This is a genomic window from Phocaeicola sartorii JCM 17136 = DSM 21941 (genome assembly GCF_054653615.1).
The window spans coordinates 2174791-2192853 of sequence record NZ_BAAIFW010000005.1; the positions used below are offsets into that span (position 1 = coordinate 2174791).

Below are 18063 nucleotides of genomic sequence, written 5' to 3' on the forward strand. Positions count from 1 at the left end.
TTGCCATAAACGGAATTGTTTACGGAATAAATCAAATCTTTTTACCAAACAGGGGTGTCACTTATTGAAAGTCAACATTCTTCATAGAAGAGAAATGACAAGCCCCCCATAAAACAGATAAAAAAATGGAAACCAGTTTCAAACAAACAACTAATAACAAAGCGGAACGTTACCGTCTTTTCCTCCCCCAGTTTGAGCTTTTAATCTCAGATGAAAAAGAAGAAATAAGTGTTCTGGCTAATACAGCCGCTGCTCTTCGGGAAGCCTTCGGATTTTTTTGGGTAGGTTTCTATCTAGTGAAAGACGGACAACTCATTTTGGGCCCTTTTCAGGGAAGCACCGCCTGTTATCGTATTCATAAAGGAAAGGGAGTATGCGGGACCTCATGGGTGGAAGCCCGAACCTTGATAGTACCTGATGTAGAACAATTCCCCGGGCATATAGCTTGCAGTTCTCTCTCCCGCTCCGAAATTGTAGTTCCTATTCTTGTCGGCGGACAGGTAAAGGGAGTATTGGATATTGACAGTGATCAATTAAATTCCTTTGATGATACAGACCGCCGTTATTTAGAAGAAGTAACAGCCATCATAGCTAAAACATTGTATTATTAACCAAATGAAAATGATAAACCAAGATACGATCTGTGCCATTGCCACCGCCCAGGGGGGAGCCATTGGAATAATCCGTGTATCCGGTCCAAAAGCAATTGAAATAACGTCACGCATATTTATACCCGCCAAAGGCAAACCATTGACCGAACGAGAACCATATACTCTTACTTTCGGAAAGATTTGTGCTAAAAAGCGGGAGATCAATAATACACTTTCCCGAAAAGCAAGTGAAATCTCGCAAGGAAAAAGTGATACGTCACAAAAAGAAGAATCAATTGCACCTCTTGTAGAAGAAGTAATAGACGAAGTCTTGATTTCCTTGTTCCGCGCCCCCCATTCTTATACTGGTGAAGACAGTACGGAAATCATGTGTCACGGTTCATCCTATATCCTGCAACAAGTAATGCAACTCCTTATCTATAACGGATGCCGTGCTGCCCTACCGGGTGAATACACCCAACGTGCTTTTCTGAACGGAAAAATGGACTTGAGTCAAGCCGAGGCTGTGGCCGATCTAATAGCTTCATCGTCTGCTGCCACTCATCGCTTGGCGATGAGTCAGATGCGCGGAGGATTCAGTAAAGAACTTTCCGGCCTGCGTAACCAATTGCTTCATTTTACTTCGTTGATGGAACTGGAACTGGACTTCAGTGACCATGAAGAACTAGAATTCGCCAATCGTGACGAACTGAGCAGTCTGGCTACCCACATCGAACAAGTAATTGCCCGGCTGGCTCATTCTTTCAACGTAGGAAACGCAATCAAGAATGGTATTCCTGTGGCAATTATCGGAGAAACGAATGCTGGAAAATCCACCTTACTGAATGTGTTGCTGAATGAGGAAAAAGCCATTGTCAGTGATATCCATGGGACTACCCGTGACGTGATAGAAGATACGATCAATTTGCAAGGTATCACCTTCCGATTCATCGATACAGCCGGAATCCGTCAAACAACCGATACGATAGAAAGTCTGGGTATAGAACGTACTTTTCAAAAGATGGACCAAGCACATGTCATTTTATGGATGATAGACTCTACAGAGGCCCAAAGAAGGTTTGAAGAATTAAAGGCTGAAGTTCTTCCACACTGTGAAGGAAAAAAGGTAATTATTTTATTCAATAAGTCAGATCTGCTACTAGCAACACAAAAAGAAGAGTTGTCAGCCATATTTACTGACATGAAAGTAGAAAAACTATTTATCTCAGCAAAAAAAAGGGAAAATATAACGATTCTGGAAAAGAAGTTGGTACAGGCAGCTGCCTTACCGGAAATCAACCAAAACGATATTATCATTACAAATGTACGCCATTTCGAGGCATTAACACGAGCATTGGATTCAATTCATAGAGTACAGGAAGGATTGCAATTGGGATTATCAGGAGATTTGGTGAGTGAGGATTTAAGACAATGTATCTACGAACTAAGTGAGATTGTTGCAGAAGGAGGTATAACCTCGGAAGAGACTTTGCAAAATATATTTCAAAACTTTTGTATCGGCAAATGATGGCTTGGAAACAGCCATAAGCAATCATAACCATTTAGAATAAAGTCGCTGTATTTCAGTGACTTTTCTATTTTAACACTTTCCAGTCCGTATTTGGAGGTAACGGATTTTATCCATATTTTTCTATCATATTTCTACCGTGACGGAAATTCACGGTTAGCCCGAATATCACAGTGACGCATTAGTTGACGTGTGTTGACAGTGGTTTACATGTGTGGACAAAAAGGGAAATTAAAAAACGTAGAAAATGACTCGAAAATATGGAAGTAAAGAGGATTTGTCAATGGTGTGGTAAACCGTTCATCGCACAGAAAACAACAACTTGTTATTGTAGCCCTCAATGCTCGAAGCGAGGTTACAAACATCGTATCAAAGAGCGCAAAATGGAATTGCGCCACATGCAAGAAATGCAGGAGCTGCGCTCCAGTCTGGAGAAGCAGGAGTATTTCACATTCTCTCAGGCTGCCCGATTGATGGGCGTGAGCCGTCAATACATTTATAAGTTAGTCAAAGAGGACAAACTTAGGGCATCCCGAATTAGCGGAAGGATGTCATTGGTCAGACGTGCCGACATAGAACTAATGCTCAAAAGCAAACCATACGAGCGATTAGTAGCTAAAAGTGATTTCGACATCTCCGAATATTACACTGCCGAAGAGATTGCAGAGAAGTACAAGGTCAATGCCAAATGGGTATGGACTTATACACGGCAACACAAAGTGCCAAAGGTGAGGATACGCCAATTCAACTATTACAGCAAGAAGCATATCGATGCCGCCTTTGCCAAATACGAGGTAGATTCCGACCTGACCGAATGGTACACTCCCGAAGAAATTCAGGAAAAGTACGGAATGACACGTGTCGCCATCCGTTCGCAAGTGTATCGAAATAATATCCCATCCAAGAAAGAGCATGGACAGATATATTACTCCAAACTGCATTTCGACCTGTCGAAGACATCGGAACAAGAAAGTAAGGCGGAATACTATACCGTCAAGGAGGCGATGGAGAAATTCAAGTTGTCCCGTGATTCGGTCTATGGTATTCTGCAATTCCATCAGATTAATCGTGAGAAGAACGGAAGGTTCGTCAGATTCCTGAAAGTGGAGTTTGACCGGGTGATGGGTATCCGCAAATAGCCCTATTTATGACTATCCGTAAATTATTTCAAAATTAATCTCTGCTGAAAATCATCTGCATGACTACATGAAAGAGTTTTGCCAGCGAATTAGTAACAATTAAAATATAGTATTATGCATGAGTGCAAAACAGTAACATTGAGGACACGTCCGCTAAAAGGCAGGATGATGTCTTTTTATCTGGATTATTATCCGGGGTATCGAGACAAGGAAACGATGAAAGTTATCCGTCATGAATCGCTTGGTATTTATATCTATGCCAATCCAAGGAACAAACGTGAACAGAATTTCAACGAGGTAATGACCGAGAAAGCCGAAGCTATCCGTTGCCGCCGATTTGAATCTGTCGTCAATGAACGGTATGATTTCTTCGATAAGTACAAACTCAAAGCGGATTTCTTGGAGTACTACCGCAAGCAACTCCGCAAACACGACCAGAAATGGGAGTTCGTCTATCTCCATTTCAGCAACTTCGTGCATGGCAAATGCACCTTTGAGGAGATTGACATCGACCTATGTAACAAATTTCGGGAATACCTGCTGAGTGCCAAGAAACTAAGGCGCAACGGACATATCACACGAAACTCCGCATCGGGATATTGGTCTACTTTCAGGGGATTCTTGAAAATACTCTATCGCAATGGGATGATAAAGACCAATGTCAACGACTTCTTGGAAAAGATTGAGACAGAAGACACGATGAAAGAAGCCTTGTCCGTCGAAGAGTTGTACCTGTTAGCTGAAACGCCGTGTAAAAAGCCCATTGTGAAAATCGCATCGCTATTTTCCTGTATGACCAGCTTACGCATTAGTGATATTCTCGCCCTATGTTGGGAAGACATCGTGGACTATTCTGCCGGCGGGAAATGCGTACACATCATTACGCAAAAGAACAAAGCGGAAGACATCATTCCCATCAGTGAGGAGGCGTTAGGACTGATAGGATACAGTTCGGAGAAGAAAGGTCTGGTATTCAAGGAGCTTATGCGCAGTTGGACACAAGCACCCATGAAAGAGTGGATCCGTTCTGCCGGAATTACCAAGAACATAACATTCCATTCATATCGGAGAACATTCGCAACCCTTCAAGGAGCTGCCGGTACGGACATCCGTACCATACAAAGCATAATGGCGCACAAAAGCATCACCACTACAATGCGTTACATGAAAGTCGTGGACAGCAACAAGCGTGAAGCCAGCAACAAAATCACTTTGATAAGGAAAGACTGACAACGGTTTTTGTTCCCCATTTATACGGATATAGTATGATTTTCAGTCCGAAATCGTACTATATCCGTTATTTTTTATCAATATCGAACGATTTATTATCGCCAATTATAAGTGTCTGGAATACGGCACATAACTTTGTTGCATAATCATTCCAAACACTTACAGTATATGATAAATAAAACTCAAATTCGTACTAAAAGGATAAGTTTCGTTCTTGCGCTGTCGGTAATCGCCTATACAGCGACAGACACTTATCTTTCCGCCTATCACAACATCGATGTCATGAAGATAATGACTCCGGTAATACTCGGACTTGTGGCAACAATTATATTATGCGGTCAGTTACAACGCTCTTTCTATAAATGGATAACAAAGTATTCAATCAATTTGTCTTTTGCCCGGCAATCTCCGATTGTTCTTGGAGCAGCTACTGAGACAAAAGCCGATTGTACAAATGAAATTCAAGTTCTTGAGGAGCCATCAGCCTTAGACAATTACGATGCGATATTGGAGAACGTCAAAAAGAAGGAGGCCGAAAGACAAGTGAAAATAATGGATGCCATTCGGGAATATGTGACAATCAAAGCTGCCCCTTACCTCTCTAAAGAAGCTATCGCCACACTGATTGCTAATATAGAATATATGGCTTGCAACCAATCTGACTTATATAAGCCGATTCGCTCCAATATAGACAATCCGCTGAGGTCGCCGGGACTTCGCCATCTGGCGTGGAATGTCGGAGAACGCTTGAATGTGCCTTTGGTAAAAAGAGCGGAATTCATAAAGGCTTCGTTTCCACATGAACTCGTAAATGCCACCACAGAATACCTCAGGCTTAATTTACGAGACACTGTTACAAGCCAAATTTCTATTGATGTACCCGACAAGGGAGATTTTCGTTTCCATCTGGATACAGACTATGATGACTCACAATAAAAAACGTATGCAGACGAAATAATTAATCTGGTCTGTATTGTTCTGCAAGATTTCATTGAGTTGGTTCGCAGCATGTTGAACGATTAAAAGAGTTTTAATATGGAAAAAGACCAACTGACTTTCAATGACCTGCCGACTGTGGTAGGAGAACTGTGCGACCGAATCGCAAGTATGGAAAATCTTCTGACGGAGAAACTTTCCCGGCAGAACGAAGTCAAAGAGAATACGCACGTTCCGATGACCGTGCAGGAGGCTTGCGCTTATCTGAAAATGCCGTTATCGACCTTTTATTACAAGGTTAAGAAGGATGACATTCCGGTTATAAAGCAAGGCAAGCATCTCTACATCTATCGGGATGAATTGGACAAATGGCTGGAATCTTCACGAAAAACTCCGGCTCCGCAAAGCTTCGAGGATGAGAATGAAGCCATGCTCGCTTCCCATCGCCGTAAGCCGAACCCTAAAAACTGGTAGGCTATGGAAAAGACGAATATCAATGCGCCAGCTGCTGAGGAACTGGCAATATGCATGGAGGAGTCTGCCGTGAGCGTAACAAGTGCATACGGACACTCACCTGTGGTGCTAATGGTAGATGATGCAACAATCGGAACATTGGGCAACTTCAGTGCTTCCATCGGGAAGGCTAAAAGCAAGAAAACGTTCAATGTCTCGGCCATTGTCGCATCGGCATTAACCAACGGCACAATTCTTCATTACCGGTCTATATTCCCCAAGGACAAACGGAAAGTATTATACGTTGACACGGAGCAAGGACGGTATCATTGTCAGAACGTGTTAAAGCGCATTTTGCGTTTGGCGGACTTATCGGAAGACAAAGAACCGGAAAATCTGGTTATGTTGGCTTTGCGTAAGTATTCACCTAAAATGCGCTTGGCAATAGTCGAATATGCAATCGGCACAATTCCCGATTTGGGATTGGTGGTCATAGATGGTATTCGGGATTTCCTTTATGATATCAATTCGCCCGGCGAATCCACCGATATTATTTCAAAACTCATGCAGTGGACGGATGACAGGCAAATTCATATCCATACCATCCTTCACCAGAACAAGAATGATGAAAATGCACGTGGACACATCGGCACGGAACTCAACAACAAAGCGGAAACCATCATGCAGGTCGAAGTGGACAAAGACGATAAATCCATAAGCGTGGTTGAAGCTGTGCATATCCGTGACCGGGAATTTGAACCCTTCGCTTTTCGCATCAACGAAGATGCCTTACCTGAATTGGTAGATTCCTACTTGCCCAAAGCGAAAGTTGTCGGCCGACCAGCCAAAGAACCGTTCGATCCGTACAAGGAAATTTCGGAGAGTGTACATCGGGCTGCGTTGGATGCCATTTTTGCCGATGGCAATATCGGCAGTTATGACGACTATCTGGAGCGGCTGAAAAAAGGATATGGAATGCTAGGCGTAAAGCTCGGTCATAACAAGGCAGTCAAAGTCGCCACCTTTCTGGGCAACAAACGGATGGTGATAAAGGACGGCAAGGAATATCATTTCAACCCGGACTATCATTATTGAGATTGGCTTTACTTTATTGTCGGGGCGTATATATAGGAATAAAGCAAAGTAGGCAGGAGTACAGCATGAAGTATTCATTCTCTCCCCTCTTTTAGAATTACTGTTTTCATCCGTCTGCCGCTTCTATGTGTACACCCGAAATGGCTTGTCAGGCAGCAACAACAGGTATCTGTTGCAAGATATGCCAAGGTATAACCTCACTGCGTTGTGGTTGTACATTGGCGCTCTTGCCTGCTCAGATACTTCGCCGGTGCGATACTCGCAAGCTCGCACCTATTCACTATTATAAAAACGATTCACATGAAAGAAGATATTGAAAATTCATCGACAACCACCAGTGAGACAAGAAGCGTCTTCATCGGAGCGAAAGTCACTCCCAGTCAAAAGGAGTATATAAAATCACAAGCTGCACAATGCGGTATGACGGTAAGCGATTACTTGCTTGCCCGTGCATACAATTATCACCCCAAAGCAAGGCTTACAAAAGAGGAAGCTATGCTGTTGCAAAATCTGGACGATTGCCGGTCTGACCTTGTAAAATACACTTCCGCACTTCACGGGATGTCCACAAAACAGCGTGTGGCAATGTTCAATCAGATTCCGTTCATGGTCGGCTGGCTCAAAGAACTTGGCAATGTAGCCGAAAGCGTCTGCCTGTTCCTGAATGCCGTAAAAGAACAGAATAAGATTCCGTCCAACGATAAATCCGAAGAAATATGATTGCAAAAGCGAAAGCAATATCGCACGGCATAAACGCCATCCGTTACATTACCGGCGAATCGCAGAACAAAAAGCACCCGGAGAAAATCCATCGGATATTGGACAATCTGCTGCCATCGCAACCGGACACGATGGGGATATGGAACTCCATGCAACTGACCTTATCACGCTTCCGACCGATAAAAAACTCAGTTATCAGAATTGAACTAAGTCCATCCGCTGAACACACCAGATTCTTTAACGTCGAAGACTGGCAAAAGCTCTGGCAGGATTTCGTTGCGGAGTTTGACAAACAATTGATTATTGGCAAGGATGGAAAAGTCCGCTCTTGTCCGACTCATTTGGCTAACAGCAAATACACGGTTTGGTTGCATACGGAATCCGAAGGCGGTGTTCCACATCTTCATGCTGCGGTTTGCCGTATGGATGAAGATGGTAACATCAACAACGATCATAACATTCATCTTCGTGCGCAACATGCAGCCGAACGAGTGGCAAAGAAACGAGGCTGGACAACGGCAGCGCAAGTCAGAAATTCCAATATTCACCAAGTGAACCGTGACTGCATGGATGCGCTGAAATCAATGCAATCGTGGTCATGGGAAGCGTACAAAAATACTCTTGTTAGGAAAGGTTATGCTGTACATGAAAGAAAAGATGGAAACGGTATTCTCCGAGGCTATGCACTTGTGAATGGGAACACCAAATACAAAGCATCTGAATTAGGAGTCGGCAGGAACCTAATGATCTCAAAACTGCCTAAAACATGGGAGAAACTGCATCATAAGCCGCAAGTTTGCGCTTCGAGCAATCAGTCTAAGGAAACTCGAACAGAGCAAACTCCTAAACCTCCGGTATCCGCTAATTATACCCAATATGATACATACCGTTCGGGAACGGTTTCTTATACACTTAATCATGAAAATCAGAATCTCCATTTCTATATTCCTGAAAAAGTGCTTGATTGTTTCAACGACGAATTTGATTATAGACATACCGCCAACAGTCGGGAACTTACCGATATGGCAGTAGCTATTTTTGTCGGACTACTTGAAACGCCCAATGTTGCAACCGGAGGCGGTGGTGGAGGTGGAGGTTCGCAAAGCGATTTGCCGTGGAGAGATAAAGACGAAGACGATTTGCAATGGGCTCGCAGATGCGCCCGTGCTGCCAGCCGCCTATTGGGAAAGAAACCGAAAACCGGATTAAAACGATAAGCGCATGAAGAAGAAATTTGATTTTTCCGCAGAAATGAATGAAGCGGAACCCATAAAATCCAATCCCAAGAATGAATATCTGGAGGGAGAAAATCGGCTGCTCGCTCTGAATATAAAAGAACTTGCCAGCCTGAACGACAATGTGCATGAGATGAGTGTAAATCTGGAAAATTCACTCAAATTTCTACAAGAATATAGATTGACTATAGCCAAAGATACGCAGGAACAAGCCGAAAAATTCGGGCAGACAGTCCTGGCTAAGTTCCTTCAACAGATTCAAGACAAATGTAATGAAACAGAACAGAAAATCCGCAAGGCGAACAGATATATTTCAATGCCTTATACAGCGTTCTATATCTTGATTATCATATTGGTAGCACTATCTTCTTTTTTCGTTAGCATAATTGTAGCAAATACTGAAATATTACATTCAAGGTTGATTTGGAAAGCTGTTGCCTATTGTACCCTTATTCCTGTTATAGGAATTGCCATGGCGATAGCCGTGCCGAAAATCCTAGATAAGTAAAATGGAAGAGTCTCAACCGAATAAGCTATCATCGGTTGAGACTATACTTGGGGTATCATCGTTAATTATTCAAAACTACACTCACCAGTAAAATGTTATTTGCCAAGCGACTTCAACATCTTGGCGATGCAACGCTTTTTCTGTTCCATATTAGGATGGACATAGAGATTGAGCGTGGTGCTAATATTTGAATGCCCCAGCAATACACTGACTGTTTTATAGTCACAATTGCTTTCTATACAGCGTGTAGCAAAGCTATGGCGCAGCCCATGAAATTTCAATTTGGGAATACCTAGTTGCTCCATCAACCGTTTGTAATAATTACGGTATGTGCGTGGTTCTGTGGGCGATGGTTCATTAGTGAGTATGTAGTAATCTGCATTTACCACCTTTTTCAGAGGTTTTACCAAAGCAAGCAATTCCTTGCTCATTGGAATTTCACGGCAGGAGTTTTTGGTCTTAGGCGTATTGATAACCAATTCGGTATATCTCTTTTCTCCCTCTATTATATAGATACGCTCTATGGTACGCTGAACGCTGATAGTTCCGTTATCTATATCAATGTCACTCCAACGCAGGGCGCAAACTTCGCCAATACGAAGCCCTGTACTTAGACTTATGTAGATGCCCAAATTACGGAATGTGAAATTTTGGCGAATGTAATCCAATATTTTCTTGTGGTGGGTGACAGTCAACACCTCCAGCTCCTTGTTCTTTTCGGTTGTAGGATATTTTATGTCCCATTCTGAATAGTTCATCCATTCGTGTTTTACTCCGAACTTCATCACCATTTTAAGCACAATAAGAATATCCTTTACCGATTTTACACTCATGCCTCCATTGAGCTTTTGTAGCACAAATGCTTGTACCGCTTTCTCGCTTAACGCATCATTCTCACCAAAATATGGTAAAAGATGGTTCTCTAAAATCAACATATAGGCAGCAAATGTTGATTGCTTCACATACGGACGCTTGTCTTCTCGCCAAGCCGTCGCAATTTCTCTAATTGGTTTCTTTGTCATAATTACTTTTTTAGGATTTCTTATAATTAGAGAAAAATAGTTGGTAAATTTTCGATTGAGCGAGAGAAGAGCAATTTTGCTTGCTCTTCCGAAAGTTTGAGATAAAAGAATCAAAGAACCTTAATGTTCCAAATCTGAGATTCCCAGAGTTTACAGGGGAGTGGAAGAAAATAAAAGTTTCAGAACTCTTGGATTTCTATTCTACCAATTCTCTGTCATGGGAACAATTAGACTATAGTAACGGTAAAATCAAGAATTTGCATTATGGTTTAATTCATAAAGGAGTGCCTACCATGGTAGATGTCGCTTGTGATGCTCTTCCGTATATCAAAGAGGAATCTATGCCCAAATCATTTACCATATTCAAAGAAGGAGATGTAACATTTGCAGACGCTTCTGAGGATACAAACGATGTGGCTAAAGCTATTGAAGTAATTAATTGTGATAACCAGCAAATTGTTTCTGGCTTACACACAATACATGGACGTGATAATTCAGAGCAGACTGTTATTGGCTATAAAGGTTATGCTTTTGCTTCTGATTCATTCCACAAGCAGATTAGAAGAATTGCTCAAGGCACAAAGGTGTTTTCTATAAGTACTCGTAATTTTGATGAAGTATATATCGGAATCCCTTCAAAAGAAGAACAAACCAAAATTGCAAAATTGTTAATAGCCATAGATAAGCGGATTGCTACCCAAAACAAAATCATTGAGGATTTGAAAAAACTAAAGTCTGCGATTAGTAAACATTTGTTTACACGAAACGATTTACTAGAAACTACAATATGTTTGTCAGATATTGCGACATTGAAAAATGGTTACGTATTCCAAAGTAGTAAGTACAATACACTAGGAAAATGGAGAATTCTTACAATCTCAAATGTGTCTGGCGAGCGATATATAAACGACAAAGATTGCAATTGCATAATCAACTTGCCGAACGATATACAAGACCACCAAGTATTAAAAGAAGGAAATATTTTAATATCTCTTACGGGTAATGTTGGACGTGTTTCTCTTTGTAAGGATGGGGACTATTTGCTCAACCAACGAGTTGGTTTATTACAACTTGCGAAAAATGTAAATCAAGAGTTTCTATATCAAATTTTATCTTCACGAAGATTTGAGAATAGTATGATAGCTTGTGGCCAAGGTGCTGCACAAATGAATATTGGCAAAGAGGATGTAGAAAGCTATGTATTACCGTATTCTTCAAATGTCAATAACATTCTTTTGGTCGCAAAAATATTATATTCATACGATGAGTGCATCATTAATGAGCAGCGAAGGCTAACCTTACTAACCATGCAGAAGCAATATCTTCTTACCCAAATGTTCATATAAACATCTGGGACAAAAGATAATTCTTTTGTCTATTGAACTGTTCAAGTACTGATAATTCATTGTCGATTTTCGCATCAATGCTTTGCAATGTTGACGCAATTTCCATATTGCAACTATGTCCATAAGTTGGAATCATTATTCCGCGAACAATATCAGCGTTGATATTGCTTTGTGTACCAGTTTCAAGATACTTGTGGATGTGGCGATACTTAAAGTATGACAAGTAGTAGTACAGATAATCTAATAAATCTTTGTCTTTGAGCTGCATCGCAAACATTGCCTGGCTTGTAGTAATAGGTATTTCATTTATAGTTACCAAGCCAACTGATGCGTACATTGACATTATTAAACTATACTTTGGAACTACCCATGCCGAAGAGTTTTCTAATCCACTTTGGCTCAAATGATTTTCTGTGTATCGGACATACTTACCTTGTTTTGTTATATCATTAATACTCAAGAATGGTATTTCTCCATTATAGTATTCTTTATTTGTGGAAGTCGGAGTACCACCAGCCTTGCCTTTTGAGTACAAAGTGTCTAATCTATTCCATCCATTAGGCTTTTGAGTAAATACCTGTTTACTAATCGCAGACATTACCGCACTACAATCCTTAATTAAAGGGCTTGCAGTTGCGCTAACAACCAAAGGAAAGCCTAACATTGCAATTTCTCAGCGTTTAGAGTGTCATAGCTCAACACTTCAAGAGAGTGAAGTGTTGTCGAATGGATTGTATAAAGTATTTGGAGCAAATGGCTTGGTTGGCTATATCAATACGGCGCAAATGAACGGTGATGCGATACTGGTAATCAAGGATGGTTCGGGTGTTGGTACAGTTTCCTACGCACAAGGCAAGTTTTCGGTAATTGGCACACTTAACTATCTTACAGCCATAGGTAATATTGATTTGCGGTATCTGTACTTTGCGCTGTCAGTGTTCAACTTTCAACCGTATAAAACTGGTATGGCGATACCACATATCTACTTCAAAGATTATGGTAAAGCGAAAATATATTGCCCTTCGATTACCGAACAAAAGAGTGTCGCAAATGTGCTTGACAAATTGGAGAGCAAACTCTTTGTTGAGCAAGGACTTCTTGCGTCATTCAATCAACAAAAACAGTATTTATTAGGACAGATGTTTATATGAACATCTGCCTCAATAGATACTGTTTTAGGTCTAAAATTCTTTCAAGCAAGGCTTCTTCAATGTCAAGTTTTGTTGTGTATCCTTGTATAGCAGCAACAATCTTGCCTTGTTCTTCTATGCTTGGAAGTTCAACAACCACATTTGCGATTTCATTATAATGTAGATGAATAATGGTTGTTCCTTTGGCATACTTAGACAAACGCTTGTTGGCAATATAATTGAAATAGTAGCTTAGGTAGACTGGATTATATTCTTGCGAGATTTTAATGGCAAACATATCACCTCCCAAGATTATATCTTTTTCCATCAAAGCCGATGGCGCAATTAGAGAAAGGGCATCAACGGTAGTTGATGCTGGAAACAATAAATCCCGTCCTCTGCTTAATGTTGACAAGCCCTTTTCAATATGTGTCCTACTCTTTACCTCATCTACAACACAACCATATATCGTGAATAGTTCGCCATAAAAGATACACGGATTCCCATTTGCCGTAAGTTGTTCTTTTGACATAGACATAGTTGAATATGCTTCTCCCAAATCACGGATTTTGGCTTTAATAGTATGAGGGTTCGTGGAATAATGAGTAACCACAAGCCCTTTAATTAAGGATTGTAGCTTGTCAATGATTTTGTTTTGGGTTGCTATACGATCATCAAGCAACGATAGTAATTTGGCGATTTTTTGTTGTTCTTGCAAACAAGGGTTATAGGTGGAAATTGCTTTTAGGTGTTCGCCATAAAGGTGAACAACGGAAACACCTTGTGCCACTTTTGCAATATCGTATTTACGTTTACCATTCAATTGGTAGCTCATAAAAGCTCCATCATACTGATATAAACTAATGATATTCAAATCACCACCTAACAGAATATTGTCAAAAGGAACACAACGAGCTGTCGCTATATCTACCGCAGTTTCACCAGAGCAAGGAATAATTACATCATTTGCCTTGCTCCTTTTAAGTTTTGAATTATCAATATTTGTCCTGCTACTAATCTCTTTAATAATCTCTGATTTATACTTGGTATATAATTCGCCGTACAAAATACACAGTTCACCATCATTAGATACTTGTTCTTTCGATATACCTATTCCTTTTGACAGAGTAGCTATTTCGTCCAATCGTTCCACCTTCCACTCCCCTGTAAACTCCGGGAATCTCAGATTTGGAACATTGAGGATTTTATTTTCGTTATTATTTGCCATAATCGTTATTCTTTATCAGGGTTAATGTCAAACGGCAACAATTTGTCACCATTATTAAACCGGTCGAAATCAGAGATAAAAGAACGGTCTTGAATCACGTTATATTTTTCGTACTCACCATACGCCTTCTCTCGTGCAGCTTCTTGTGAAACCTTACCGGCAGTATCTTGTGCCTTATAGTCCATAGTGCCAAGAAACTGTTCAAGTCGTTGTTTCCAGTCTTCCATCGTTGTGATGATGTGACGTTGGGCACGAAGCTCTGCAAATTCAAGAAATGCATTAGTTACACCATTGAGTTCGGAAACCTCTTTGTCTGACAAGTAGTTCTTTGCCACAATCGTATCGGACTTTTGTACTCTGCCATCAGGTGCCTTCTTCCAAGTGGTCAATCCCATGTGTGGCATTTCAGAGTCGGCACGCTCATATACTATTTCGGCAGCGGTACGATGAGTTACAGCCAAGTGCATTATATTTTGCACCATTTTGAAGAACAATTTGGTAGAATCCGATTTCGGGTCATAGTCGGCACTGCATTCCGCATAGATGTCTGTTATCTTCTGGTAGTAGCGGCGTTCCGATGTGCGTATCTCACGAATACGCTCCAGCAAGTCATCAAAATAATCTTTGCCAAAGTGCTTTCCCTGTTTTAGACGTTCATCATCAAGTGCATACCCCTTAATGACAAATTCCTTCAAGACAGACGTAGCCCAAATACGGAACTGAGTGGCCTGATAGCTATTGACACGATAACCTACCGCTATGATAGCATCCAAATTATAGAACAATGGAGTACGTTCCACATCACGTCCTCCCTCTGATTGAACTATCCCAATTTTTCGGATAGTTGCCTCTTTGGTAAGTTCGCCAGACTCGTAAATCTGCCCAAGATGATAGTTGATCGTCCGTACATCCACCCCGAACAAGTCCGCCATGCGCTTTTGCGACATCCAAAATGTTTCACTATTGAATATTACCTCTACTCGAACTTCACCTTGTGCGGTTTTATAGAGTAACAAATTGGAACTAAACGAATTTAGCACCAATTCGTTGGTAGATATGGTTTGAGAAAAATAATCTCTTGCCTGTTGTACCAATACTTTTTTTGCATCGGCATTTTCAGCAATAATCATACACGCCATACGTGACAAGCGGAAGATACCGACTTTACGGAACGAACCGCTCCCTATCTTTACCATGTCAACCGCTTGGTTGAAATGCTCGTCAATCTTCATCCCTTTTATGCCTGCAACTTTGATTGCCTTATCTATGACTTTTTGGAATTTCCAATAAGCCGAATATCCCATAGCAGCGCATAGGTCACGTGAACTCCAATATTCATTCTCGTTCTCATCGTGACGACGGATATTGTCGAATGAAGGACGCATTTCAGGTATGTTGTCTATCTCTGCCATAACACTACTATTCAACTAGTCCCAATTCTTTCAGATAGCCTTCAATCTCTTTATCAAGGTCAGCACGTTTAGCTTCGAGTTCTTTAATCTCTGCCATTACCGCCTTGATGTCAATTGGTTCTTCTTCCTCAAAGGTATCGACATAACGAGGGATATTCAGATTATAGTCATTGTCTGCTATCTCTTGCAGTGTGGCAAGATGACTGTACTTCTCTATTTCCTTACGGTCACGATAGGTTTCTACAATCTTATCGATATGCTCTTTACGCAGTTTATTTTGAGTCTTGACTTTCTCAAACTCCTTGCTTGCATCTATGAAAAGGATATTATCATCTTCCTTACGGCATTTCTTCATCACAAGGATACAAGTCGGAATACTTGTACCATAGAATATATTAGCCGGTAAACCGATAATGGCATCGATATAGTTTTTCTTTTCTATCAGGAAACGGCGTATTACCCCTTCTGCATTACCACGGAACAAAACACCATGTGGAGCGACACAAGCCATCGTACCACCTTCGTTCAAGTGATAAATCATGTGCAGAATAAAAGCATAATCTGCTGTCTTCTTTGGCGCAAGTCGCCCTGCTTTGCTGAAACGGTCATCGGTATTGAATTTGTCGGCAGCGCTCCATTCGGCAGAGAATGGAGGATTTGCAACTACCGCATCAAACTGAGTGTCGCCAAAGGCATCCCATTCAAGCGTATCTCCGTTTTCAATCTTGAAGTTACTGAATCTGATACCGTGAAGCAACATATTCATTCGGGCAAGGTTGTAGGTCGTCGGGTTCTTTTCCTGTCCGTAAATATCAACCGCATTCCCGATGCTTGCAGCACGAAGAAGCAACGAGCCACTGCCGCAAGTCGGGTCATAGACATTGCGCAATCGCTGGCGTCCGATGGAAACAATTTCTGCCAAGATACGGCTGACTTCCTGCGGAGTATAGAACTCTCCGGCTTTCTTTCCGGCTCCTGCCGCAAATTGCGAAATCATATATTCGTAAGCATCGCCCAAGATGTCGATTTCCTGTGATGCCTCTACGCCAAAGTCTATATCATCCAATGCAAGTAGCACATTGCTTACGAGTGTGTTTTTGTCATCGGCTGTTTTACCAAGTTTCGGCGAGGCTAAATCAATATCAGAAAACAATCCGCCAAAATCTTCTTCGCTGTCCTGTCCAAGAGTGCTGTCTTCGATACGCTTCAATGAACGTTCAAGTATAGGTAAAATGTTCTCTTTCCGCTTGATGGCCTCTATTACGGACGAAAACAAGAATTTCGGTTCAATGAAGTAACCTATATTTTCCAAGCATTGGTTCTTTGCTTCCTCTTGTAACTCGACCGCATCGGTATCATCCATTTCCCACAATTCCTTAAAGGTTATTTCATCATCCACCAAGGCATTGTTGGCATACTTCTCTATTTTCTCCGACAAGTATTTATAGAAAATGAAACCTAATGTAAAATACATAAAGTCGCTTGCCGACATATTGCCTCGCAAACGGTTTGCGACCTCCCAAAGCTGGTCACGGAGCTTTTGTTGCAGTTCTTCGCTCATAATATCTTATTCCTTATTTTTATTTATTGTTTGACGCAATAGATTAAAAACATAATCCATTTCTGTATCGCCTTTCAATGGAAAACGAACCTCGTAAGCTCCATTTCCCCAATGCCCAACTTTTGACACATCACGAGTAATACATTCAGGGTCTTTGAGTGTTCCTTTCTTCGCATTGAGAAACAGTCTTATACCCTTATTTTGCATAACTATATCACAAAACACCTTACTTCCAATTTTGAAACCTATAGTTTTCTTCTTGGGATATATTGTAATATCTTCTCCAACTGATAGTAAAAACTCTTTGATTTCCGCATATATGTTCAGGAGATTATCTTCTATATTCGCTAAATGATCCTGTTCGCTATACACTTTAATCTCTTTACTTACCGTAGTTATTGTCTCACTATTAGAGACTGTTTTAATACTTTCTTTGCTTGAACGATTTACTATCTGCTCAAAAGAAAGTGTATCATTTGTAAAGCGCTTGATTTCCCATAGTTCTATAGGCAAATCCTTGAAATTGATAGCCTCTTTTTGATAAGCTGTAAAATTAGGAGAAACAAACAACACCTTTGATTGAGACCAATCCACATCATTCCGTTTGAGAGTACCTGACTTAGACTCGTTGTACTCTAAAATGAATTCTGCCTTGTTATTTAGCATCAGAGACAGATAAGCATAACCTTGGTCTATTACACTAAAATTCTTATCTCTTTTATATTCTATTATTACAAAAGACTTTTTATCCGAATCAAAAGCTAAAGAGTCTATCCGGAAAGAGCCAATAGAGAATTCAGTCTTGATAAAATCAAGTCCAAGCAATGTCTGAAGATTCTTTTCAACTATGTTTTGAATTTCTTTCTCTAGCTTAAATGGCTTCTCCTTTATAAGCGTCAGTTGATCAGTATATATTTTATATGTTGACAT

The 18063-nt window shown here is 40.9% G+C and carries 18 protein-coding genes; 12 read left to right on the forward strand and 6 right to left on the reverse strand.

The features are described from left to right. The first annotated feature begins 125 nt into the window (after positions 1-125). The 10 genes from ACYQ0C_RS09145 to ACYQ0C_RS09190 all read left to right on the forward strand — a co-directional run bounded on the left by ACYQ0C_RS09145 (position 126) and on the right by ACYQ0C_RS09190 (position 9434). A complete protein-coding gene (locus ACYQ0C_RS09145; RefSeq protein ID WP_016276482.1) occupies positions 126-611 on the forward strand; it encodes a GAF domain-containing protein in 486 nt (161 codons plus the stop codon). A gap of 13 nt (positions 612-624) precedes the next feature. Continuing rightward, positions 625-2118 carry a tRNA uridine-5-carboxymethylaminomethyl(34) synthesis GTPase MnmE gene (mnmE, locus tag ACYQ0C_RS09150; RefSeq protein WP_025018774.1) on the forward strand — a complete coding sequence of 498 codons (1494 nt, stop codon included), beginning with the start codon at positions 625-627 and terminating at the stop codon, positions 2116-2118. A 260-nt stretch (positions 2119-2378) separates the two neighbouring features. Continuing rightward, on the forward strand, positions 2379-3257 hold the full coding sequence (locus ACYQ0C_RS09155) for a helix-turn-helix domain-containing protein (RefSeq protein WP_016276484.1): 879 nt from the start codon (positions 2379-2381) through the stop codon (positions 3255-3257). A gap of 114 nt (positions 3258-3371) precedes the next feature. After that, positions 3372-4487: a tyrosine-type recombinase/integrase gene (locus ACYQ0C_RS09160; RefSeq protein ID WP_016276485.1), complete on the forward strand. Its 1116-nt coding sequence runs from the start codon at positions 3372-3374 to the stop codon at positions 4485-4487. Positions 4488-4655: 168 nt separating this feature from the next. Next, entirely contained in the window at positions 4656-5423 is a 768-nt protein-coding gene (locus ACYQ0C_RS09165) for a hypothetical protein (protein WP_016276486.1), read from the forward strand. Between the two features lie 99 nt (positions 5424-5522). Next, positions 5523-5897 (forward strand): helix-turn-helix domain-containing protein, encoded by a 375-nt coding sequence (locus tag ACYQ0C_RS09170; protein ID WP_016276487.1) that lies wholly within the window; start codon positions 5523-5525, stop codon positions 5895-5897. A gap of 3 nt (positions 5898-5900) precedes the next feature. After that, a complete protein-coding gene (locus ACYQ0C_RS09175; RefSeq protein WP_016276488.1) occupies positions 5901-6971 on the forward strand; it encodes an AAA family ATPase in 1071 nt (356 codons plus the stop codon). A 300-nt stretch (positions 6972-7271) separates the two neighbouring features. Beyond that, positions 7272-7691: a plasmid mobilization protein gene (locus ACYQ0C_RS09180; protein ID WP_016276489.1), complete on the forward strand. Its 420-nt coding sequence runs from the start codon at positions 7272-7274 to the stop codon at positions 7689-7691. Next, on the forward strand, positions 7688-8908 hold the full coding sequence (locus ACYQ0C_RS09185) for a hypothetical protein (protein WP_016276490.1): 1221 nt from the start codon (positions 7688-7690) through the stop codon (positions 8906-8908). Before ACYQ0C_RS09180 ends, ACYQ0C_RS09185 begins: the two co-directional genes overlap by 4 nt. A 4-nt stretch (positions 8909-8912) precedes the next feature. Then, positions 8913-9434, forward strand: a complete 522-nt coding sequence (locus tag ACYQ0C_RS09190) for a hypothetical protein (protein WP_257463435.1) — start codon at positions 8913-8915, stop codon at positions 9432-9434. A 95-nt stretch (positions 9435-9529) separates the two neighbouring features. On the opposite strand, the gene ACYQ0C_RS09195 is transcribed toward ACYQ0C_RS09190, so the two are convergent. Continuing rightward, on the reverse strand, positions 9530-10456 hold the full coding sequence (locus ACYQ0C_RS09195; protein WP_016276492.1) for a tyrosine-type recombinase/integrase: 927 nt from the start codon (positions 10454-10456) through the stop codon (positions 9530-9532). Between the two features lie 134 nt (positions 10457-10590). On the opposite strand from ACYQ0C_RS09195, the gene ACYQ0C_RS09200 reads away from it, so the two are divergent. After that, on the forward strand, positions 10591-11802 hold the full coding sequence (locus tag ACYQ0C_RS09200) for a restriction endonuclease subunit S (RefSeq protein ID WP_128811987.1): 1212 nt from the start codon (positions 10591-10593) through the stop codon (positions 11800-11802). On the opposite strand, the gene ACYQ0C_RS09205 is transcribed toward ACYQ0C_RS09200, so the two are convergent. After that, entirely contained in the window at positions 11795-12466 is a 672-nt protein-coding gene (locus ACYQ0C_RS09205; protein ID WP_025076998.1) for a restriction endonuclease subunit S, read from the reverse strand. The two genes, ACYQ0C_RS09200 and ACYQ0C_RS09205, sit on opposite strands and share 8 nt — an antisense overlap. Before the next feature lie 4 nt (positions 12467-12470). Here ACYQ0C_RS09205 and ACYQ0C_RS09210 point away from each other — a divergent pair, with 4 nt between their 5' ends. Beyond that, the gene (locus ACYQ0C_RS09210) at positions 12471-12953 is read left to right on the forward strand and encodes a restriction endonuclease subunit S (protein WP_257463614.1); all 483 of its coding nucleotides are present in this window, start codon (positions 12471-12473) and stop codon (positions 12951-12953) included. Here the strand turns inward: ACYQ0C_RS09210 and ACYQ0C_RS09215 are convergent. The 4 genes from ACYQ0C_RS09215 to ACYQ0C_RS09230 are packed head-to-tail and all read right to left on the reverse strand — an operon-like array spanning position 12946 to position 18063. Then, positions 12946-14160, reverse strand: coding sequence for a restriction endonuclease subunit S (locus ACYQ0C_RS09215; RefSeq protein WP_257463441.1), 1215 nt, complete (start codon positions 14158-14160; stop codon positions 12946-12948). The genes ACYQ0C_RS09210 and ACYQ0C_RS09215 overlap by 8 nt on opposite strands. Before the next feature lie 5 nt (positions 14161-14165). Next, on the reverse strand, positions 14166-15572 hold the full coding sequence (locus ACYQ0C_RS09220) for a virulence RhuM family protein (protein WP_016276497.1): 1407 nt from the start codon (positions 15570-15572) through the stop codon (positions 14166-14168). A 7-nt stretch (positions 15573-15579) separates the two neighbouring features. After that, complete coding sequence (locus ACYQ0C_RS09225) at positions 15580-17133, reverse strand: type I restriction-modification system subunit M (RefSeq protein WP_016276498.1); 1554 nt, start codon at positions 17131-17133, stop codon at positions 15580-15582. Between the two features lie 6 nt (positions 17134-17139). Then, complete coding sequence (locus ACYQ0C_RS09230; protein WP_016276499.1) at positions 17140-18063, reverse strand: DUF5655 domain-containing protein; 924 nt, start codon at positions 18061-18063, stop codon at positions 17140-17142.